Here is a 20829-nt window from a genome sequence, read left to right as displayed (position 1 = left end):
AGACTACCGGCGCCTACCGACGCGGCGAGCGCCCACCGACGGCACTGTCCACAGGCTCGCCGACGACGTCGTCGGTGGCCCCACGTGTGGCGACCCGGCGGCCACCGACGAGGTACGTGCCGAGGGTCGCAGACGCGGTGACCAGCAGGACCCACAGGTACGGCTGTGCGCCGAACCAGCGGAACCACTCGGGGACGGGGTTCATGAACAGGCCGATCCCGTAGAACGGCCGCAACCCCATGGCGCCGTCGGGCAGGAAGAACTTCCAGACGAACGTCGACAGCACGAGAGCCACGGGCAGAGCGGTCAGGGCCGCGGCTCGCACGTAGGCCTCGCGGGTCCAGGCCTGCAGGACGAGATCGACGGTCACCACCAGCAGGGGCACGAACCACACCCAGTGGTGGCCCCAGGAGAACGGCGACACCGCCGTCGTCGTCATACCCGTCAACGACAACGCGAGGACGTCGTTCCCGTGGCGATGCGCCACCATCGCCGCGCCCAGCCCGAGGGCGGCGACGACGACGACCGCCAGCAGCCACACCACCGTGTTCGGTTCACGGGTCTCGAAGACGTGCGCGATCGCGCCGCGCAGCGATTGGTTCGCCGGGTTGCGGACGTCGCCGACGCGCTGGGAGTCGAAGACCTTGTCGGTCCAGAACATCCACGACTGCTTCGGGATGAACACCACCCCGACCACCACGGTCGCCACCCCCGTGGCCGCGGCCACCGCGACCGCCCGCCACGAACGCGTGAGGGCGAGAAAGAACACGAAGAACGCGGGGGTCAGCTTGATGCCCGCGGCGATACCGACCCCGACACCGCGGAGTCGACTACCCGACGGGCGCAACAGATCCCACATCACGATCGCCATCAGGAAGACGTTGATCTGGCCGTACCAGATGGTGGTGCGCACCGGCTCGAGCAGCAGCGCGATCGCGACCAGCGACGTCGCCACCACCACCAGGCGCGCGTCGAGGCGGTATCCCAGCGCCCGGAAGCTCGCGATCACCACATAGAACAGCGCCACCACGACGAGGGCCGACCACGCCGCGACGGCGACGTCCTTGCTCACCCAGGCGAGCGGCTGCATCACCACGGTCGAGAACGGTGTGTAGGTGTAGTCGAAATGTCCCAGCACCGGCCGGTCGTAGATCGGCTGACCGTGGAGCAGGTGCTGGGCCCCGGCACGATAGACCCGCAGGTCCGCCTGGTTCTGGAACAGCCCGAAGACATGCGCGCGGAACGGGATGTACGCGTATTGCAGGTAGAGGGCGACGGCGGCGAGGGCCACGGGGATCGCGTAGAGGGCGGGGTGTCGCGGGAGGGTTCTCCCGGTCACCTCGCGCCCCATCATCTCGCCACCGTCAGACGACGTCGCTCCCGCGGCCACTGTTGTACTCCTGGACTCGATCGACACAGGGTGTCATCGATCGTCAGGAATGATAGCCATCCTGGGCGAGCGCTCGGGAATCGAACACGGACATTCGTGCGGGGACCAGGATCACCAACGTCGTCACCGCGGCGGCGACGAACACCCAGTTGTAGGGGTCGAGGGTGAACCATCGGAGCCACTCGATGCCGTGCTTGAAGAACAGGCCGGTGTAGCGGGCGTCGGGGTGGGTCTCGCCGACGAAGGTCATCGGGCCGTCGATCACCGTCCGCCACGCGAACGTCACCAACAGCAGGGCGACGGCCGACGTTGTCGCCGCGACCGCGATCAGCCGGGTGCGCGCCGCCAGCGCGTGATGCACGAGGATCACGCCGAGCGGGACCACCCACACCCAGTGGTGGCCCCACGACATGGGCGACACCGCGCACGACGTCATCCCCACCAGCGTCAACGCCAACAGCTCCTGGCCGTGTCGATGGGCGACCACCGCCGCCCACAACCCCAGCCCCATCGCGAGCAACGCGAGCACCAGCCAGGCGCCGGTCGAGGGGCTGTCGGTGCGGAAGTAGTTGGCCAGGGCCCCGCGGATCGACTGGTTGCCGACGGTGTCGGGCACCCCGACACGATTCGAGTCGAAGAACGTCCCCGTCCAGTACTGCCACGAGTCCCGGGGCAACACCACGAACGCGGCCACGATCGTCCCCACGAACCCGACGATCACGCCGATCGCGGCGCGCCATCGGCGCTGCACCAGCAGGTACAGCACGAAGATCAGCGGGGTCAGTTTCACGCCGGCGGCGATTCCGGTGCCGATCCCGTGCAGGCGCGAGCGATCGGCCCGCAGCAGATCCCACAGGATGACCGCCATGAGGAAGATGTTGACCTGACCGAACCAGATGGTGCTGCGAACCGGTTCCAACAACGCCGCCACCAGCACCAATGACACCGCGATCACCCGCAGGCGCGGGGTCATCGGCCGGCCCAGCGCCCGGAACGACAGCGTGATCACGAAGTAGAGCGCGACGAAGATCGCGGCCGTCCACACGATGCGCGCGGCGAGGAACGACATCCACGCGAACGGGGTGAACACCACCACCGACACCGGCGCGTAGGTGTAGTCCATCTGACCCAGCAGCTTGGCGTCGTAGAGGCGGCCGCCGTCGAGGACGGTGCGCGCCCCGGCGCGGTAGACGTCGAGGTCGAGCTGGTTGTCGAACAGTCCCCAGAACGGGACGTCGTAGCCGATGATCAGGTGCTGGACGTAGACGGCGAGGACGCCGAGGGCACCGAACCCGGCGACGATCAGCGTCCGGCGCGCGACCACCTCAGGACTTCGGGTCGGGAACCGCACCCACCGCGAGCAGCTTGTCGGCCGCGGCGAGCAGCACACAGGTCGCGACGCCGTCCATCGCCGTGGCCAGTTCCTCGGTGCCGGGGAACGTGGGCGCCAGGCGGATGTTGCGGTCGTAGGGATCGCGCTTGTACGGGTAGGTGGAGCCGGCCGCGGTGAGCGCGATGCCGGCCTCCTTCGCCAGTTCGATCACTCGCGCGGCGGTGCCGTCGATGACGTCGAGGCTGACGAAGTAACCGCCGTCGGGCTCGGTCCACGACGCGACCTTGGAGTCGCCGAGACGATCGGAGAGGATCTTCGCGACCAGTGCGAACTTGGGCGCCAACAAGTCTCGATGCTTCGCCATGTGGGCCCGCACACCGTCGGCGTCGCCGAAGAACATCAGGTGACGGAGCTGGTTGACCTTGTCGGGGCCGATGGAGCTGATGCCGACGTGCTTCTGATGCCAGGCGATGTTCGACTCCGACGACCCGAAGAACGACACCCCGCTGCCGGCGAAGGTGATCTTCGATGTCGAACCGAGGACGTAGGGCCGGTTCGGGTTGCCCTCCTGGGCGGCGATCTCGAGGATCGGCACCGGCGGCGGGAAATCCTCGGTGAGCGTGTGCACGGCGTAGGCGTTGTCCCAGTACACACGGAAATCGGGCGCCGCGGCGGGCATCGCCATCAGGCCGCGCACCACGTCCTCGCTGAAGGTGACACCGGTGGGGTTGGAGAACGTGGGCACCGCCCACAGTCCCTTGATCGTGGGATCGTCCGCGACCAGCGCCGCGCACGCATCGACGTCGGGACCGTTGGGCAGCATCTCGACGGTGACCATCTCGATGCCGAGGCTCTCGCAGATGGCGAAGTGACGGTCGTATCCGGGTGCGGGGCACAGGAACTTCACCGGGTCGCGACCCCACGGACCGTCCGAATCGGGAGTGCCGTGCAGCATCGCGAAGACGGTGAGGTCGTACATGATCTCGAGGCTCGAGTTGTTCGCCGCGATCAGCTGCTTCGGCGGCACGGCCAACAGCTCGCCGAAGATCTCGCGTAGACCGGGAAGCCCCGCGGTGCCGCCGTAGTTGCGGCAATCGGTGCCCGCGGGATCGGTGTGGGTGTCACCCGGCAGCGACAGCAATCCGTTGGAGAGGTCGAGCTGATCGGGGGAGGGTTTGCCACGAGTGAGGTCGAGCTTCAACCCTGCGGCCTGCAGCGTCTCGTAGAGTCCGGCCAGCTCGTCGCGGGTGGAACCCAGTTCGGCGGCACTCATCGAGTGGTAGTTCACGCTGGCCTTTCGCAGACGATCTCTTCAGGTCCGACACCACCGCGCCGTGGTGGACACATAAAAAGAGGATCCCGCGCACCCGAGAGAGCCCGTTGACCCTTGCTGCCTTCCGGCCCTGGGGGAGTTCACAGGATGCACGCCGCGCGGGATCCGAGGTCGAGTGTAGACGGTGGGGTGGCGGCGACTCCAACCCTTGCCACGACCAGGGCCTTTTTGGTGGTCATCCCTGCCGCGGCTACTATCGCAGCACTGGAGGATTCGCCTAGTGGCCTATGGCGCTCGCCTGGAACGCGGGTTGGGTTAACAGCCCTCAGGGGTTCGAATCCCCTATCCTCCGCCAGCACGGCCCTGAAGACATCTATTCCTCCGTTCGATCGGATCTGATCCGTCCCACGGTTGGAGCGCGCCGGACGTAACGGCTACCTCGGCTTGCCCACTTCTGGGCTGGCGTCACCGACCTCTTCCGATTCCAGTTCTACCTCAGCCTGAGTGATTGCTCCCTGATCTCGCAGTCGGACGTAGAGAGGAAGGCTGTTCAGCCGATCTAGGAACTTCCCGTACTCCGGCACCCCCTCAAGGGGGTCGGTATCGAGCTTGAAGTCTCGCCGGATGCGCGCCGTCCCTGCCCTGATCATGTCACCGTCTTCAGTGTCGTCAGCTGCAGCGTCGATACGCCTAAGCATCATTGAAGCGCGGTCGCGAAGGGTTCCGTTCGGGTGATCGTCCGCGAACTCTTCGATGATGCGTTGGACGCGCTGGTCGCGTCGGCTGTCGTTCTCCTTCGCGCGCGCTAGTTCGAGGGTCTCGGCTAGCTTCTTGATCAGTGAGGCGAAGTTCCTCTCAAGGACATCGATCCCGTCCGGCTGGGTCTCGTCGTCCTGATGCTCCTTCAAATGCGCTAGGAGTTCCTTTGCGAAGCCCGCCTTGCCAATATCTGTGTCAAACGCCGTCTTGAACGCGCTGGCGATTGCGTCCCACATGGACGTGTTGTCTCCGCTAATAGCCGCCGAGATTTGGGCGTCCTCGAGTGTGGCGACTTCCTCTTCGCTGCAGCCAAGGAAGCGCATGGCGTATCTCCGAGCTGCGATGCCGGCGAGGTTCGCCGGGACGAGGTCCTCCGGTTCTTCGATCGTGACGCCGTGTTCGGCAACCGCACCTGCAGCGACCGCCCAGTCGCCAAGCATGATGACGAGATCGTCAGTAACCGAGGGCTTCCCACGAGCGCCACCCTTCTTGATCTGGGCTTGTGCCGTCCTCCCAGCCTTGTCACTGTCCAATAGGACGGCGCAGGCGGGCTTGTACTGTGAGCGGCCACGCGCCAGGTAGAGCATGTACGGAACGTTGGAGCCTCCTGGGACGAGGGTGACTTGGTTGAGGTCGAGGCACTCACTCGGCACCGTTCCCCTGCGGCGGAGACGGGCGTTCATCCCCGCAATTAGGACTTGATCTGAGATTCCTTCGATGAACAGGTTGTCGCCCCCGATGAAGGCGGTCTCCGCGATGAAGGCACCTAGGGAAGTCCGGAGCGGCTCATAGTGGTTTTGGGTCGCGTCTTTGACCTGCCGAGTTCCCTCCTGCCGCGTGCCCTTGTCGACCACGCGCACTCGATGGCCTGCATTTCGGTTAATGAGAAACGGCGAGTGCGTGACATACACGACCTGGTCAGTCCGGTTGGAGTCCTCCGGTCGAGCGTGGTCCTCGAGGACACGAAGGAGATCCTGCTGACCAAGGGCGGACAGGTAGGCATCTGGCTCATCCATGAGGAGAACCTCTGGAATGCCCTGTGGGCGATCGTGTGACCGCAGTTGGACGTAATAACTCAGGAAGTAAGTCAACCCGCGACTTCGTTCACTGAAGGAATAGTCGGTGCCAGTACGGTCCCGAATTGTGAAGACGAGTTCGTGTTCGCGAGGCGAAACGCGGAGTTGAAAGTCCTCGTCTTGGCTCCACCACTTCGAGATATTCAGGTGACGCGCGATCGATCGGTTCATCTCCTGGACGAGCGCGTTGACCAGGCCCTCCTCCTCGTCAGCGATCGCATTCTGAAGGTCGCGAAACGCGCTGGAGTCGATGCGCGCGACCTTCGTCAGTAGGAGCTGGCCGAGCTTCTGTTGCTCTGTCTCAATATCCTGAGCAGCGGTGATCATCCCGACCAACCCGGCAGCCTGCGCTGTAACCAGTTCGGGTGTTTTCAGCCCAGCTAGAAGCTGGAAAAGCTCGTATCGGCGCCGCCGGCTTGCGAAGACGGACGTCGTCTTCGCAAGGCCAGAAATCGAAAGAGAATCTGGCAAGTCGACCTGGGTCTTCAGCAGATGCGCATGCGGCAAGAGTGGACTCAGACCCTTGACCTGATCATCGTCCAGCACGACTCTGGTCTCCGAGGCGTCGAGAACTTCAACACTGCCTGGGCTGGGGCGAAGCATTAGCAACTCACCATTCGCCTGCAACGGAATCTCCAGGGCAGTCAGGGCCTCGATGTCCGTGTCATCGAGCACAAATACAGCGCCGACCTCTGGAAACAATCGCTGATCCTTCTCCACCGAGAACAGCGTCGAGTACCGGCAAAAGTCATTCTGATGGTGACCTAGACCCGTTAGCACTATGTGGATGGCGTCGAGAAGGTGGGACTTTCCAGACTCATTCGCTCCAACGACCGCAGTGATGTCATCTTCGAGGCCGATTCGGACGTGCGGAAGCCAGCCATCTGCCGTCTCTTGCCAGGACTTTCGCTCCGATCGAAGGTTTGCCTTGAGCTCATAGTCGTAATTGAACGACTTGTACCAGCGAATAAGGACCTCACGAATACGCATAGTCGTCCTCCGTCGTGTGACTGCTCCGAGACGCTCAGCAAACCACGTTGCTCCGACAGTTCCAGGCGACCCGATCCCGGAGTGCACGAACACGCGCTCCAAGATCGCGTTGGCCGGTACACAGGTCCAGCACCTCCGCCAGATCTGGCAGGTCAGCTGCTACCAACCAAGCGAAATGGTCCGAGAGTGCCGCAGCGGAGCGCAATCCGCCTGTCGCGATGCTGCCGAGAACGAACGCCGCGGAATCCCCGGTCGACGCGCCGTCGTCGATGCCGCCGTGACCGGAGCAGGCACCCCGTCTGGTCACGGCGTGCATATATGTCCCGACACTGTATGTCCGACGTAGAGGAATCAGGATCGGGTACGCATAATCAGCGCGAGTTCTCGTAGTAGCCCGTGCCGCAGTTGTCGCTGGCCGATTGAACGGGCGCTGCGACCAGCGAGTCCGGCCGTCGCACGATCATCGTCCTCATCTCGAGATTCCCGGGGAACAACGCGCGCCGAGAGCGAGACTCGAAGGACTCATCCGATCGGACCGCGCCGAACACAATTTGCACGTTTGCGGTGCGCGGCTTGGATCATCCATTTCCCGGAGTCGAGCGGTGACAGATGCGGACGTCAGCTGGACAGCAACAAAGGAAACACCGCCTGGGTGAGCAGCGGCGCGATGTCGGGGTGATCTCCCTCGACCGGCGCCAGCCAGCGCACCTCGTCGATCTCCGCGGCCGCCCCGGGGATGTCCAGCCACGGATGTTCGAAGACCGATGCGCGCAGGGTGTACCCGTCCTCGTTGGCGGCGGGGGTCGCGTGGACGCCGAGAGACGTGAGCTGCGCCGGATCGAGAACGGCGCCGACCTCCTCGTGCACCTCACGGATCGCCGCCTGCGCCGCCGACTCCCCCGGTTCGGGTTTGCCGCCCGGGAGCATGAACCGCGCCGTCCCGCGTTTGCGGACGGTCAGCACCCGCCCCTCGCCGTCACGGATCACCACCGCACTCACCACGATCAACCGCTCGGTCACACCGTGAGACTAGTTCGGGGCGCCGAAAACCTGAGGTGGCCGAGCCGGTCGGTACGGCACACTGACCCGATGTTCCTGACCATCTCGGCTCGACGCTCCCCGGCGTTCGACGCCCCGAGCGACCTCGGCTTCCTGCTCCACAAGCACCCAGACAGGGTGCAGTCGTTCGACGTCTACGGCGGAACGGCGCAGGTCTTCTACCCCGAGGTGACCGACGAGATCTGCACCGTCGCGTTGCTGCTCGAGGTCGATCCGGTCGCACTCGTCCGCGGACGCTCCGGCGCGCGAGACGGTTTCGCCCTGGGGCAGTACATCAACGATCGCCCGTACGTGGCGTCGTCGCTCCTCGCCGTCGCGATGGGAAAGGTGTTCCGGTCGGCGCTGAACGGACGGTGCCCCGGCCACGAAGAGCTCGTGGACCGCGCCGCCGATCTCGAGGTCACCCTGCCCGCGGTGCCGGGGAATCCCGAACTGCTGCAACGACTGTTCGACCCGTTGGGCTGGACGATGACCGCGACGCCGGTCGCACTCGACTCCACCCGACCGGAGTGGGGTGCGGCGCCGTTCGTGTCGCTCACGGTGCGCGGGACGCTACGACTCGCCGACGCGCTCGGCCACCTCTATGTGCTCCTTCCGGTGCTCGACGACGCGAAGCACTACTGGGTGGGCGAGAGCGAAATCGACAAGCTGATCCGCACGGGCGGCTCGTGGCTGGCCACGCACCCCGAACGGGACCTCATCACGCACCGCTACCTCGCACGCCAGCGCGGCCTGAAAGAGGCTGCTGTACAACGACTCGTCGAACTCGACGACCGACCGGCCGACGATGCGGTCGCCGAGGAGGTGGTCACCACCGTCCGGCCGCTGGTACGTGACCGGCACGACGCGGTCCTGCAGGCGGTGCGGGAGCTACAGCCTTCTTCTGTGGTCGACCTCGGGTGCGGTCAGGGTGCATTGCTGGCGTCGCTGCTCGAGATTCGTGGCGTGACGTCGGTGGTCGGCACAGAGGTGTCGGATTCGGCACTGTCGACCGCCGCCACCCGGTTGCACACCGATCGCATGACCGAACGGCAGTCGGAGCGACTGCAACTACTGCTGTCGTCGCTGATGTACACCGACGACCGACTCGAGGGAATGGACGTCGCGGTGCTGATGGAGGTGATCGAACACATCGACATCGAACGACTCCCGACCGTCGAGGCAGCCTTGTTCGGGGCGATGCGGCCGCGCGCGGTCGTGGTCACCACGCCCAACGCCGAGTACAACGTCCGCTATCCCGGGCTGGCACCCGGCGCGTTCCGTCACACCGACCACCGGTTCGAGTGGACACGAGACGAATTCGCCGCGTGGGCCGTGTCGATGGCCGATCGGTACGGCTACTCCGTCGATCGTCGTCCGGTCGGCGAGGTGGACCACATCGTCGGATCGCCCACGCAGATGGCTGTTTTCCGTGTTCGCGCATCGCTGGAGGATGCGTCATGACCGAGTTGGCCATACCGCGTCTGTCCCTGATTCTCCTCATCGGCACCAGCGGGTCGGGCAAGTCGACCTTCGCCGCCGAGCACTTCGCGACCACCGAGGTCATATCGAGCGACGACTGTCGCGCGATGGTCTCCGACGACGCCAACGACCAGGGCGCCACCGGCGACGCGTTCGACGTGCTGGAGTACATCGCCGGGAAGCGCCTGAGCCGTGGGCTGCTCACCGTGATCGACGCGACGAATGTACAGGCGTCGTCGCGGAAGTCCCTGCTGGCGCTGGCGAAAGAGCACGACGTGCTCCCGGTCGCGATCGTCCTCGACCTCCCGGTGTCGCTCGCCGTCGAGCGCAACGCATCACGCCCGGACCGGACCTTCGGGTCGCACGTGGTGAAGCGACAGCACGACCAGCTGCGCCGTTCGCTGCGCAGTCTCAAGCGTGAAGGGTTCCGCACGGTCCACGTGCTCGATTCCGTCGAGGCCGTGGCGCAGGTGTCGTTCACACGGACGCGGCTGTTCAACGACCGCAGTGACGACCACGGGCCGTTCGACGTGATCGGTGACGTCCACGGCTGCCTCGGCGAACTACGAGAGCTATTGATGCGCCTGGGATACATAGTCATCGAGGACGCCGACGGTCAGCCGGTCGACGCCTCCCACACCGACCGGCGCCGCGTGGTGTTCGTCGGCGATCTCGTCGACCGCGGTCCCGACTCGGTGGGCGTGCTCCGCCTGGCGATGGGGATGGTCGCGTCGGGCAACGCACTGTGCGTGTCGGGCAACCACGAGGCCAAACTCGTTCGCGCGCTCGGCCGCAAGGATGTCATCCCGAGCCACGGACTGCAGAGAACACTCGACGAGCTGTCGGCCGCCGGGCCCGAGTTCACCGCCGCGGTCCGGGAGTTCTGCGACGGTCTCGTGGCGCACTATGTCCTCGACGGGGGTCGACTCGTCGTCGCCCACGCCGGCCTGAAGGAGAAATACCACGGACGCGCGTCGGGTCGGGTACGGGCCTTCGCGCTGTACGGCGACACCAGCGGTGAGACCGACGAGTTCGGACTGCCGATCCGTTACCCGTGGGCCGACGACTATCGCGGCGCGGCGACGGTTCTCTACGGCCACACACCGGTTCCGATTACCGAGTGGGTGAACAACACCCTGTGCCTCGACACCGGCTGCGTGTTCGGCGGCAGCCTCACGGCGCTGCGCTATCCCGAACGGGAGGTCGTCTCGGTGCCCGCGGCCGCCACCTACTACGAGCCGGTGCGGCCGCCTGCCCCGCCCGAGCGGGACCCACAGGTGCTGGCGCTCACCGACGTCCTCGGCCCCCGGGTCATCGACACCGCGTACATGGGTCGGGTCTCGCTGCGCGCGGAGAACGCGGCCGGCGCGTTGGAGGTGATGAGCCGCTTCGCCGTCGCACCGTCGGAGCTCGTGTACCTGCCGCCGACGATGTCACCGGTCGACAGCTCGTCGCGTGACGGACTGCTGGAACACCCCGACGAGGCGTTCGACTTCTTCGCGAAGAACGCGGTGTCGCAGGTGATCTGCGAGGAGAAGCACATGGGATCGCGGGCGGTGGTGCGGGTGTCGGTCGACGGCACAGGCGTCATCCACACCCGTACCGGTCGCGCGTTCTTCGACGCCGACACCCAGGCCGCGGTTCTCGCGGCGGTCGCACGTGCGGTCGAGATGGCCGGGGTGTTCGCCGAGCTCGGTGCCACGTGGGTCCTGTTCGACACCGAGATCCTGCCGTGGACGGTGAAGGCCGAAGCACTGGTCCGCGACCAGTACGCCCGTGTCGGTGCCGCGGCGACGACGGCGCTCCCCGCCGCCGTCTCCGTCCTGGAGACCGCGGCCGATCGGGGTCTCGCGGTGGGCGACCTGCTGACGCGGACGCGTTCACGTGCCGCCGACGCCGACCGGTTCGTCGACGCCTACCGCCGCCACGTCGCGCCGATCGATTCGCCGCTGGGGATCGCGATCGCACCCTTCCAGGTCCTCGCGAGCAACGGCGCCACCTACGAGACCCGCGATCACGGTTGGCATCTCGCGATCGCCGACCGTCTCGTCGACGCCGCGCCGGAGCTGTTCCGCACGACGCGTCGCTGCGAGGTGGACACCGGCGACGCGTCGTCGCGGACCCAGGGCATCGCGTGGTGGGAGGAGCTCACCGGTGCCGGCGGTGAGGGGATGGTGGTCAAGCCGCTGGCCAACGTCGGGCGCGGCCCGAAGGGCCTCGTGCAGCCGGGACTGAAGGTGCGCGGCCGTGAGTACCTGCGCATCATCTACGGCGCCGACTACACCACCCCGTCCACGCTCGAGGGACTGCGCCGACGCAATCTCGGACAGAAGCGGTCGATGGCCCTGCGCGAGTACGCCCTCGGGCTCGAGGCCCTGCGCCGCGCCACCGAGGACGAGCCGCTGTGGCGCATCCACCAGTGCGTGTTCGGACTCCTCGCCATGGAATCGGAGCCCGTCGACCCGCGATTGTGAGGCCTGGGGACGGCCTGCTCTTGATTCGAGAGCAGGCGTGCGATTGACTGGCACTCCGGACACCGTTGCCATCACCCGAGGAGTTCTGCCATGTCGGATCGACCCGTCACCGCCGCCACCGTCGTCGGCGCAGGCCTCGCGGCCACCGGCGTGGCCCACTTCGTCGCGCCGCAGGCCTTCGCCGGCATCACCGCGCAGGCCTTCCCCGATGACACCGACACCTGGATCACCCGCAACGGCATCACCGAGACCGTGGTCGGGACGGCGATCGCGATCCCCGCGACCCGCACACTCGGATGGATCGGACTCGGCGCGTACGTCGCCTTCCTCGGTGCCCAGGCCGTCCGGTCACGCTGAGATCTGTTCTTTCTCAGGCGGTCTCAGCCTGCTTCGCCGTCCGGACCTGACGTCCGCTCGGTGATGCGCGCGGCCCAGTCGTCGGCCCACCCCACCAACGGAGCGCCCGCCTCGAGGAGCGCGCTCGCGTCGTCGGTGAGCGCATAGCCCGCATCGGTCCGTTCGACGAGTCCCACGTCGCGCAATTCGGCCAGCCGGGTGTTCAGCGTGCTCGCGGCGACCCCACCGGCGCGCTCCTGGAGTGCCCGGAACGACGCGGGACCCTCGGCGAGCGCCCACAGGATCCCCAGCGTCGCCCGACGCCCCAGGAGATCGAGGAGCGCCATGATCGGGCGGCCGCTGGTGGATCCGCGCACCGGGCGACCGGGCCGCGGGGTGGCATCGGCTCGTCGCATGTCGACCAGCCTAGGTCGACAACCCTGGCGGTACGGTCGAACAGTGGGTGACACCGAGTCGACTCGTATCGCGTACGCGCACTGGGCAGGCGAGTACATCCATCGGTTCGGATCGATCGCGGCGACCCACCCACTCGATCGCGAACTGGTGCGCCTGTGGGCGTCGTCGACGTCAGGCCGGGTGCTCGATCTCGGTTGTGGCCCCGGTCAGTGGACGGGTTTCCTCCACGAATGTGGTTGCGACGTCAGTGGTGTCGACCCGGTGGCAGAGTTCGTCGAGCATGCGCGAGCGCACCACCCGCACCTCGATGTCGCCCAGGGCGACCTCGAATCCCTCCAGCTCCCGGCGGCGTCGATCGGGGCTGTGTTCGCCTGGTACTCCCTGATCCATCTCGATCCCGCCGCGGTGCGACGGACCCTGTCCGAGCTCGCGCGCGTGATCGCGCCCGGCGGAGTCCTGCTGATCGGACACTTCGCGGCTGACGCGGCGGTCGAGTCGTTTGCCCACACGGTGATCACGGCGTACCGCTGGCCCGTCTCATGGCTCGCCGACCTGCTGGGAGAGGCGGGATTCGACGTGACTGAGACCCATGTCCGGGAGGCCGCCGGGCAGCGGCCGCACGGAGCCGTCACCGCCCGCCGCCGCGACATCGGGTGAGAGCACCGAGATCCTGCCGCTCTCCGCACAATTCGTGCCACAACCGCTGGCGAGGCCGGCGGTGCGACCGGGATCTCGCTACCGTTCGATCATGCCGATCGTCCCCGACACCGCGAACTGGACCTGGGTGCTGGAGAGGGCCTGTCCGGCCTGCGGTCTCGACGCCTCACGGATCGAGTTCGACGCCGTCGCCGACCTCACCGAGGACAACGTCGACCGATGGCCACGGGCGCTCGACGTCGCCGATCCCGCGCTGCGCCCGGACGACCACACGTGGTCGCCCCTGGAGTACGCGGCGCATGTCCGCGACGTCTTCCGGATATTCGGCGTTCGTCTCGACATGATGCTGACGCAGACCGATCCACTGTTCGACAACTGGGATCAGGATGCGACGGCGATCGCCGAGAGGTATGGCGAGCAGGATCCCGCCGTGGTCCTCGCCGAGCTCCGTGACGCCGGCCTGGCTCTCGCGCGGGACTTCCGGGCGGTGCACCCCACCTCGCGCATGCGCACCGGTCGCCGCAGTGACGGCAGCGTGTTCACCGTCGAGACCCTCGCGCGGTACTTCATCCACGACCCGGTGCATCACCTCGTCGACGTCACCGGCGAACGCGTCAACCGTGGGTAGCCGCCCGTCGGCGGGCTGCGATCTCCAGCGCCATGGTGAGCACCGCGCCGTCGGGTGAGTCGAGCCGACCGGTCAGCGACACCGTCGCACGGTCGGGCCGGTGCAGGTCGACGGCCTCGACCGTGATCGATCCCGTCAACTCCTCGTCAGGACGCACCGGCCGCAGCAACCGCACGTTCTCCATCCCTCGGCCCGCGATCGTGGCCCATCGATCGAACACCGCCGGCACCGCGAGGCGCTGGAAGATCGCCATCGTGTGGATACCGCTGGCGATGATGCCCCCGAAGAAGTGGTCGGCCGCGTAGGCCGGATCGGTGTGGAACCGCTGCGGATCCCACTGACGCGCGAACTCGATGATCTCGGCCTCGGTCGGCGTGTAACTCCCCAGCGGCCACACCGAGCCGACCTCGAGTTCGTCGGCGTGGATGAGCTCCGTCATGTCCGACACTCTGCGCCATCCCCGGAGCACCGTCGGCAGCAGCCCGAGCGTGATCGGAACGAGATGTGGTCGCGATCCCATCGTGACCGACGCTCGGCCGCCCCGTGTCGGGCGGTGGGGACCATCGAGCAGACAGTCGACAGAGGAGAAGCCATGTCCAGCACATCCATCCGCCGCGCCAGCGCTCTCGGCGCATTCACCCTGCTCGCCGGCGCGGGCATCGCCTTCGTCGCGGCACCCGCTGCCGCCGCTCCGCTGGCCTGCCCGGCGCTGCCCGGTCAGACCGCGACCACCCCGAACTGCACCGCGACCTCGACGGTCACCGGGACGTCGGCCGCCATCGGCGACACCCAGGGCGCGGCGAGCGCCGACGGTGGCCGCAACGGGTTGTCGTTGGCCATCGGTCTCGGCGGTGGCAAGGCCACCTCGCAGGCAGAGAACTTCGCCGCCCCCGCGGCCATCGCGAGCGGACCCGGCGCCGTCACGAACCTGACCGGCATCAAGCCCGGTCTCGCCATCGGCATCGCCGGCCCGGGGGCCACCGTCACGGTCACCGGCCGCTCGGGCGCGACCTGCACCGGCGGGATCGGGTTCGCGGGCGACTTCCAGACGTTCTCGGGGTGCCTGAACCTGGGCAACGGCGAGATCCCGCTCGGCAATCGCTGACCCGACCGAACCCGGCTGCGTACTGGACACCGCCGTCACCGCGCCGTACCCTCCGAACTGAGTTAGTCGTCATTAACCCAGTTGCCCCGGAGTGTCTGCTGATGGTGTTCGATCGAGCGCGTAACCGGGCCGATCACGAGAGCCTCGTGGCCGACCTGTCCGAGCGCGTGGCCGCTGCCGCGCTCGGCGGGTCGGCCTCGTCGCGTGAACGACACGTCGCACGCGGCAAGCTGCTCCCCCGCGATCGCGTGGACAGCCTGCTCGATCCCGGCAGCCCCTTCCTCGAGCTGTCCGCCCTGGCCGGCACCGGTATCTATCTCGACGCCGCCGGTCACGACGAGTGCCCCGGCGCCGGGGTCATCACCGGCATCGGCCGGGTGTCGGGCCGGGAATGCGTCATCGTGGCCAACGACGCCACGGTCAAGGGCGGCACCTACTACCCGATGAGCGTGAAGAAGCACCTCCGCGCGCAGGAGGTGGCCCTGCACAACAACCTCCCGTGCATCTACCTCGTCGACTCCGGTGGCGCCTTCCTCCCGAAGCAGGACGAGGTGTTCCCCGACCGCGAACACTTCGGCCGCATCTTCTTCAACCAGGCGACGATGAGCGCGCGCGGGATCGCGCAGATCGCAGCCGTTCTCGGCTCGTGCACCGCCGGCGGCGCCTACGTGCCCGCCATGAGCGACGAATGCGTGATCGTCCGCGATCAGGGCACGATCTTCCTCGGCGGACCGCCGCTGGTGAAGGCCGCGACCGGCGAGGTCGTCACGGCCGAGGAACTCGGTGGTGGTGTGCTGCACTCGACGGTGTCGGGGGTGACCGATCATCTCGCCGACGACGACGCCGACGCGCTGCACCGGGTCCGACGCATCGTCTCCACACTCGGCCCACGGAGCGAGTCCCCCTGGCCGGTGCGCGAACCCCGCCCCGCCGCAACCGATCAGCGCGACCTGTACGACGTCGTCCCCACGGATCTGCGCACCCCCTACGACGTGCGCGAGGTGATCTCGCGTCTCGTCGACGTCGGCACCGAAGCCGACGGGACCGATTCCACGACGGGTGAGTTCGACGAGTTCAAGGCCGGTTACGGCACCACCCTCGTCACCGGCTTCGCCCACATCGAGGGCCATCCCGTGGGCATCGTCGCCAACAACGGGGTCCTGTTCGGCGAATCGGCCATGAAGGGCGCGCATTTCATCGAGCTGTGCGACAAACGGAGCATCCCCCTGCTGTTCCTGCAGAACATCTCCGGGTTCATGGTGGGACGCGACTACGAGGCCGGCGGTATCGCCAAGCACGGCGCGAAGATGGTCACCGCCGTCGCCTGCGCCCGCGTGCCGAAGCTCACCGTCGTGATCGGCGGGTCCTACGGCGCGGGCAACTACTCGATGTGCGGGCGGGCGTATTCCCCACGCTTCCTGTGGATGTGGCCGAATGCGCGCATCTCGGTGATGGGTGGCGAACAGGCGGCGTCGGTGCTGTCGACGGTGCGCAGCGACCAGCTCGACGCGAAGGGCGCCCCCTGGTCTGACGCCGATCAGGAGGCTTTCAAGGCGCCGATCCGCGAGCAGTACGAGCACCAGGGCAACCCGTACTACTCCACCGCGCGGTTGTGGGACGACGGGATCATCGACCCCGCCGACACCCGCAACATCGTCGGACTGGCCCTGGCGGCGTGCGCGAACGCGCCCCTGGAACCGGTCTCCTACGGCGTCTTCCGGATGTGACCTGATGACAGACAGCCTGATCCCGATCTCCTCGGTACTCGTCGCCAACCGCGGCGAGATCGCCGTGCGCGTGATGCGATCGCTGCGCGCGATGGGCATACGGTCCATCGCCGTGTTCAGCGACGCCGACGCCGACGCCCTGCACGTCACGGTCGCCGACGACGCCGTGGGCATCGGTCCCGCCCCCGCCCGCGAGAGCTACCTCGACATCGACAAGGTGATGGCCGCGGCCGTCGCCACCGGCGCCGACGCCATCCACCCGGGGTACGGATTCCTCTCGGAGAACAGCGCGTTCGCGACCGCCTGCGAGGCGGCCGGCATCGTGTTCATCGGTCCGACGCCCGAGGCCATGACGGTGATGAGCGACAAGATCACCGCGAAGAACACCGTCTCGGCACACGACGTCCCCGTCGTGCCCGGCATCGCGCGGCCCGGTCTCACCGACGACGATCTCGTTTCTGCGGCCGTCGACATCGGGTACCCGGTGCTCGTGAAACCGTCGGCGGGTGGCGGTGGCAAGGGGATGCGCGTCGTCACCGAGCCGTCGGCCCTTCCCGCCGCGCTCGCCGGTGCCCGCCGCGAGGCCGCCTCGTCCTTCGGCGACGACACCCTGTTCCTCGAGCGATTCGTGTTGTCGCCGAGACACATCGAGGTGCAGGTGCTCGCCGATGCCCACGGTGGGGTCATCCACCTCGGCGAGCGGGAATGCAGCCTGCAGCGTCGTCACCAGAAGGTGATCGAGGAGGCTCCCTCACCCCTGCTCGACGAGGCGACCCGAGCACGCATCGGGGCCGCGGCCTGCGACACCGCGCGCAGCGTCGGCTACCGGGGCGCCGGGACGGTCGAGTTCATCGTCTCCGCCGACCGACCCGACGAGTTCTTCTTCATGGAGATGAACACACGGCTGCAGGTCGAGCATCCGGTGACCGAACTGGTGACCGGGATCGATCTGGTGGAGTGGCAGATCCGCGTCGCCCGGGGCGAGAAGCTCGCCATCGCGCAGGACGACGTGACGATGACCGGGCACGCGATCGAGGCCCGCGTCTACGCCGAGGACCCCGCGCGTGGCTTCATCCCGACCGGTGGCACGGTGATCGACCTGGTCGAGCCCCGGGGCACCGGCATCCGGGTCGATTCCGGCCTCGTCACCGGCACCGTGGTCAGCAGTCACTACGATCCGATGCTGTCGAAGGTGATCGCCCACGGGCCCGACCGCGCCTCCGCCCTCGCGCGGCTCGACACCGCGTTGGCCGCGACCGGGGTGCTCGGTGTGGGCACCAACATCGACTTCCTGCGCACCGTTCTCGCCGAGGACGACGTGCTCGCCGGTCGCCTCGACACCGGCTTCCTCGACCGGCTCGTCGAGACCATCGTTGCTCCCGTCATCCCCGACGACGCGGTCATCGCCGCCGCCGTCGCCGGATGGGCGGCACGCTGGCGCGACGCCGGCTCCGGTCCGTGGTCACGACCCACCGGCTGGCGGGCCTCACGACCAGCCGCGCCGACCGTCGTCCGCCTGCAGGCCGGGCCCGACATCCGGGTGGTGTCGGTGACGGGGACACCCGACGACGCGCGGGTCTCGCTCGACGACGACGCCGATCTGCACGTGTCGGTCGCCGTGACCGACGAGGGTGTCGTGATCACCACCGACGGCACGCGGCGGCGCTATCGAGTTGCGCAGCGCGGCAACGACATCTGGGTGGATCGCACCGGGGGCACGTGGTCGGTGTCGCAGATCCCGGCGGGTACGGGACGCGCCGGCGCCGACGCGGCGACCGATGCCGATCTCCGGAGCCCCATGCCGGGGTCGGTCATCGCGGTCGGCGTGGCCGACGGTGACGAGGTGACCGCGGGGACGGTGGTCGTCATCGTCGAGGCCATGAAGATGGAACACGCGCTCAGCGCACCGGTCGACGGTCGGGTCGAACTGTCGGCCGCGGTGGGCGATCAGGTGGGCGTGGGCGAACTCCTCGCCCGCGTGATCCCGACCGACACCGAGACACCCACCGACACCGAGACATCCACGGGAACGACACCAGGGGAAACAGCATGACCATGACCAGCTCGGAATCGATCTCGACGGCGAACCTGCCGGAGGACTATCGCGACCTCAAGGCGACGGTGGCCGACTTCGCCCGGTCGGTGGTGGCCCCGGTGTCGGCGAAGCACGATGCGGAACGGTCGTTCCCGTACGAGGTCGTCGCGGGGATGGCGGAGATGGGCCTGTTCGGGCTGCCGTTCCCCGAGGAGTACGGCGGCATGGGCGGCGACTACTTCGCGTTGTGCCTCGCACTCGAGGAGCTCGGGAAGGTCGACCAGAGCGTCGCCATCACCCTGGAGGCCGGCGTCTCGTTGGGCGCCATGCCGATCTACAGCTTCGGGACCGAGGAGCAGAAGCAGGAGTGGTTGCCGCGCTTGACGAGTGGACAAGCGCTCGGCGCGTTCGGTCTCACCGAGGCGGGCGGCGGCAGTGACGCCGGCGCGACGAAGACCACCGCCGTCCTCGACGGCGACGAATGGGTCATCAACGGCTCCAAGCAGTTCATCACCAACTCCGGCACCGACATCACCGAGCTCGTCACCGTGGCCGCGGTGACCGGGGCCGACGCCAACGGCCACAAGCAGATCTCGTCGATCATCGTTCCCACGTCGTCGGCCGGCTTCACCGCAGGCCCGTCGTACGACAAGGTCGGGTGGAACGCCTCGGACACCCACCCGCTCACCTTCGACGACGTGCGGGTGCCGCGCGCCAACCTCCTCGGCGAGCAGGGTCGCGGGTATGCCAACTTCCTGCGCATCCTCGACGAGGGTCGTATCGCCATCGCGGCGTTGGCGGTCGGGGTCGCGCAGGGATGTGTGGACGAATGCGTGAAGTACGCAAAGGAACGGTCGGCGTTCGGGCGACCCATCGGCGACAACCAGTCGATCGCGTTCACCATCGCCCGCATGGAGGCACGCGCCTACGCGGCGCGCACCGCCTACTACGACGCCGCCGCGTTGATGCTGGCCGGCAAGCCGTTCAAGACCCAGGCGTCGATCGCGAAGATGGTCGCCTCGGAGGCCGCGATGGACAACTCGCGCGATGGCACCCAGGTGCACGGCGGCTACGGCTACATGAACGAGTACACCGTCGCCCGGCACTACCGCGACAGCAAGATCCTCGAGATCGGTGAGGGCACCACCGAGGTGCAGCTGATGCTCATCGCCCGCAGCCTCGGTCTGTAGGGAGCACGCCGGAGCGGGAGAACGGTCGTTCTCACATCGTGGGACGGCCGGAAATAGGCACGGAGCGACGGCGTTGACGTTGGCATGACGAACCCCAGCACGAATGACCTCAGCAGCAAGGCCACGACACTTCTCGAACTGCACAAGCCCGGTGACCCGGTGATCCTGCCGACCGTGTGGGACGCGTGGACGGCGAACCTCGCCGTCTCGGCCGGCTTCACCGCGCTGACCGTGGGCAGCCATCCGATCTCCGACTCGATCGGCAAGTCCGACAACGAGGGACTCACCTTCGACGAGGTGCTGACCCGCATCAAGCAGATCACCGCGGCGGTCGATGTGCCGATCTCGGTCGACATCGAATCGGGCTACGGCGAGGATCCGAAGCGCCTGATCGAGGGACTCATCGATGCCGGGGCCGTGGGCCTCAACATCGAGGACACCGTGCACAGCGAGGGCGGTCGTCTGCGCGAGGCCCAAGAGCACGCCGATTTCGTCGGAGCACTGCGTGCGGCGTCGGATGCGACCGACGTCCACGTCGTCATCAACGCCCGCACCGACCTGTTCGTGAAGGAGATCGGCGACGAGTCCGACCGCGTCGACCGCGCGATCTCCCGCCTGAAGCTGGCCGCCGAGGCCGGCGCCGACGTGCTGTACCCGGTCGGCTTCCACAGCGACGACGTCCAGAAGCGTCTGACCTCGGAGCTGCCCCTGCCGGTCAACGCCATCGGCCACCCGGTGAACAGCGACAAGGCGACGCTCGCCGGACTCGGCGTGGGTCGCGTCAGCTTCGGCCCGATCTGGCAGGCGGTTCTCGCCGAGCGATCGAACGAGATCCTCGCCCGCTGGAAGTGATCGTCCGTCGATGACACGAGAACGGCAGGCGCGCTAACACGCGCCTGCCGTTTCCGCGCGTCGGCGA

At 67.4% G+C, this 20829-nt stretch carries 17 protein-coding genes, 1 tRNA gene and 1 other RNA gene; 11 read left to right on the top strand and 8 right to left on the bottom strand.

The features are described from left to right. Nucleotides 1–13: 13 nt before the first annotated feature. The 4 genes from ASG12_RS03220 to ffs form a co-directional block, all read right to left on the bottom strand. Nucleotides 14–1390, bottom strand: a complete 1377-nt coding sequence (locus tag ASG12_RS03220; RefSeq protein WP_055785094.1) for a glycosyltransferase 87 family protein — start codon at nucleotides 1388–1390, stop codon at nucleotides 14–16. Between the two features lie 43 nt (nucleotides 1391–1433). Then, nucleotides 1434–2714 carry a glycosyltransferase 87 family protein gene (locus ASG12_RS03215; protein ID WP_055785091.1) on the bottom strand — a complete coding sequence of 427 codons (1281 nt, stop codon included), beginning with the start codon at nucleotides 2712–2714 and terminating at the stop codon, nucleotides 1434–1436. Nucleotide 2715: 1 nt separating this feature from the next. After that, on the bottom strand, nucleotides 2716–4011 hold the full coding sequence (locus tag ASG12_RS03210; protein ID WP_055785089.1) for an aminotransferase class I/II-fold pyridoxal phosphate-dependent enzyme: 1296 nt from the start codon (nucleotides 4009–4011) through the stop codon (nucleotides 2716–2718). 60 nt (nucleotides 4012–4071) lie between these two features. Next, an RNA gene (ffs, locus tag ASG12_RS21080) (signal recognition particle sRNA small type) lies at nucleotides 4072–4166 on the bottom strand. Nucleotides 4167–4262: 96 nt separating this feature from the next. Here ffs and ASG12_RS03205 point away from each other — a divergent pair. Beyond that, a tRNA-Ser gene (locus ASG12_RS03205) sits at nucleotides 4263–4351 on the top strand. A gap of 79 nt (nucleotides 4352–4430) precedes the next feature. Here ASG12_RS03205 and ASG12_RS03200 read toward each other — a convergent pair. Then, nucleotides 4431–6821 carry an AAA family ATPase gene (locus tag ASG12_RS03200; RefSeq protein WP_055785086.1) on the bottom strand — a complete coding sequence of 797 codons (2391 nt, stop codon included), beginning with the start codon at nucleotides 6819–6821 and terminating at the stop codon, nucleotides 4431–4433. A gap of 618 nt (nucleotides 6822–7439) precedes the next feature. Then, nucleotides 7440–7841 (bottom strand): NUDIX hydrolase, encoded by a 402-nt coding sequence (locus ASG12_RS03195; RefSeq protein WP_235455944.1) that lies wholly within the window; start codon nucleotides 7839–7841, stop codon nucleotides 7440–7442. Nucleotides 7842–7910: 69 nt separating this feature from the next. Between ASG12_RS03195 and ASG12_RS03190 the strand changes: the two genes are divergently transcribed. From ASG12_RS03190 to ASG12_RS03180, 3 genes are all read left to right on the top strand, one after another. Continuing rightward, nucleotides 7911–9323 (top strand): 3' terminal RNA ribose 2'-O-methyltransferase Hen1, encoded by a 1413-nt coding sequence (locus ASG12_RS03190; RefSeq protein ID WP_055785082.1) that lies wholly within the window; start codon nucleotides 7911–7913, stop codon nucleotides 9321–9323. Then, a complete protein-coding gene (locus tag ASG12_RS03185) occupies nucleotides 9320–11815 on the top strand; it encodes a polynucleotide kinase-phosphatase (RefSeq protein WP_055785079.1) in 2496 nt (831 codons plus the stop codon). Before ASG12_RS03190 ends, ASG12_RS03185 begins: the two co-directional genes overlap by 4 nt. Before the next feature lie 90 nt (nucleotides 11816–11905). Continuing rightward, complete coding sequence (locus tag ASG12_RS03180; RefSeq protein WP_055785076.1) at nucleotides 11906–12172, top strand: hypothetical protein; 267 nt, start codon at nucleotides 11906–11908, stop codon at nucleotides 12170–12172. A 23-nt stretch (nucleotides 12173–12195) separates the two neighbouring features. Here ASG12_RS03180 and ASG12_RS03175 read toward each other — a convergent pair whose 3' ends face one another. Further along, nucleotides 12196–12567 (bottom strand): winged helix-turn-helix transcriptional regulator, encoded by a 372-nt coding sequence (locus tag ASG12_RS03175; protein WP_055785073.1) that lies wholly within the window; start codon nucleotides 12565–12567, stop codon nucleotides 12196–12198. A gap of 43 nt (nucleotides 12568–12610) precedes the next feature. Between ASG12_RS03175 and ASG12_RS03170 the strand changes: the two genes are divergently transcribed. Both ASG12_RS03170 and ASG12_RS03165 read left to right on the top strand, forming a co-directional pair. Further along, a complete protein-coding gene (locus tag ASG12_RS03170) occupies nucleotides 12611–13225 on the top strand; it encodes a class I SAM-dependent methyltransferase (protein ID WP_055785069.1) in 615 nt (204 codons plus the stop codon). Nucleotides 13226–13316: 91 nt separating this feature from the next. After that, nucleotides 13317–13853, top strand: coding sequence for a DinB family protein (locus tag ASG12_RS03165; RefSeq protein ID WP_055787534.1), 537 nt, complete (start codon nucleotides 13317–13319; stop codon nucleotides 13851–13853). Here the strand turns inward: ASG12_RS03165 and ASG12_RS03160 are convergent. Continuing rightward, nucleotides 13840–14292 carry a MaoC/PaaZ C-terminal domain-containing protein gene (locus ASG12_RS03160; protein WP_055787531.1) on the bottom strand — a complete coding sequence of 151 codons (453 nt, stop codon included), beginning with the start codon at nucleotides 14290–14292 and terminating at the stop codon, nucleotides 13840–13842. The two genes, ASG12_RS03165 and ASG12_RS03160, sit on opposite strands and share 14 nt — an antisense overlap. 153 nt (nucleotides 14293–14445) lie before the next feature. Between ASG12_RS03160 and ASG12_RS03155 the strand changes: the two genes are divergently transcribed. The 5 genes from ASG12_RS03155 (at nucleotide 14446) to ASG12_RS03135 (ending at nucleotide 20762) form a co-directional block, all read left to right on the top strand. Beyond that, complete coding sequence (locus tag ASG12_RS03155) at nucleotides 14446–14958, top strand: DUF6764 family protein (RefSeq protein ID WP_055785066.1); 513 nt, start codon at nucleotides 14446–14448, stop codon at nucleotides 14956–14958. Nucleotides 14959–15059: 101 nt separating this feature from the next. Further along, the gene (locus tag ASG12_RS03150) at nucleotides 15060–16685 is read left to right on the top strand and encodes a carboxyl transferase domain-containing protein (protein WP_055785063.1); all 1626 of its coding nucleotides are present in this window, start codon (nucleotides 15060–15062) and stop codon (nucleotides 16683–16685) included. Between the two features lie 4 nt (nucleotides 16686–16689). Beyond that, nucleotides 16690–18738 (top strand): acetyl/propionyl/methylcrotonyl-CoA carboxylase subunit alpha, encoded by a 2049-nt coding sequence (locus ASG12_RS03145; protein WP_055785060.1) that lies wholly within the window; start codon nucleotides 16690–16692, stop codon nucleotides 18736–18738. Nucleotides 18739–18740: 2 nt separating this feature from the next. Then, complete coding sequence (locus tag ASG12_RS03140) at nucleotides 18741–19910, top strand: acyl-CoA dehydrogenase family protein (RefSeq protein WP_055787526.1); 1170 nt, start codon at nucleotides 18741–18743, stop codon at nucleotides 19908–19910. A gap of 84 nt (nucleotides 19911–19994) precedes the next feature. Further along, on the top strand, nucleotides 19995–20762 hold the full coding sequence (locus ASG12_RS03135; protein WP_055785057.1) for an isocitrate lyase/PEP mutase family protein: 768 nt from the start codon (nucleotides 19995–19997) through the stop codon (nucleotides 20760–20762). Nucleotides 20763–20829 lie beyond the last annotated feature (67 nt).

The organism is Williamsia sp. Leaf354, assembly GCF_001424365.1.
GTDB lineage: Bacteria > Actinomycetota > Actinomycetes > Mycobacteriales > Mycobacteriaceae > Williamsia_A.
Note: the sequence above shows the minus strand (reverse complement) of the source record. Positions and strands in the feature narration are given on the sequence as shown.

Coding starts and splice junctions, on each gene's coding strand:
- ASG12_RS03200 (WP_055785086.1), bottom strand. CDS start 6,821: ATGCGTATTCGTGAGGTCCTTATTCGCTGGTACAAGTCGTTCAATTAC.
- ASG12_RS03190 (WP_055785082.1), top strand. CDS start 7,911: ATGTTCCTGACCATCTCGGCTCGACGCTCCCCGGCGTTCGACGCCCCG.
- ASG12_RS03185 (WP_055785079.1), top strand. CDS start 9,320: ATGACCGAGTTGGCCATACCGCGTCTGTCCCTGATTCTCCTCATCGGC.
- ASG12_RS03180 (WP_055785076.1), top strand. CDS start 11,906: ATGTCGGATCGACCCGTCACCGCCGCCACCGTCGTCGGCGCAGGCCTC.
- ASG12_RS03175 (WP_055785073.1), bottom strand. CDS start 12,567: ATGCGACGAGCCGATGCCACCCCGCGGCCCGGTCGCCCGGTGCGCGGA.
- ASG12_RS03165 (WP_055787534.1), top strand. CDS start 13,317: ATGCCGATCGTCCCCGACACCGCGAACTGGACCTGGGTGCTGGAGAGG.
- ASG12_RS03160 (WP_055787531.1), bottom strand. CDS start 14,292: ATGACGGAGCTCATCCACGCCGACGAACTCGAGGTCGGCTCGGTGTGG.
- ASG12_RS03155 (WP_055785066.1), top strand. CDS start 14,446: ATGTCCAGCACATCCATCCGCCGCGCCAGCGCTCTCGGCGCATTCACC.
- ASG12_RS03150 (WP_055785063.1), top strand. CDS start 15,060: ATGGTGTTCGATCGAGCGCGTAACCGGGCCGATCACGAGAGCCTCGTG.
- ASG12_RS03145 (WP_055785060.1), top strand. CDS start 16,690: ATGACAGACAGCCTGATCCCGATCTCCTCGGTACTCGTCGCCAACCGC.
- ASG12_RS03140 (WP_055787526.1), top strand. CDS start 18,741: ATGACCAGCTCGGAATCGATCTCGACGGCGAACCTGCCGGAGGACTAT.
- ASG12_RS03135 (WP_055785057.1), top strand. CDS start 19,995: ATGACGAACCCCAGCACGAATGACCTCAGCAGCAAGGCCACGACACTT.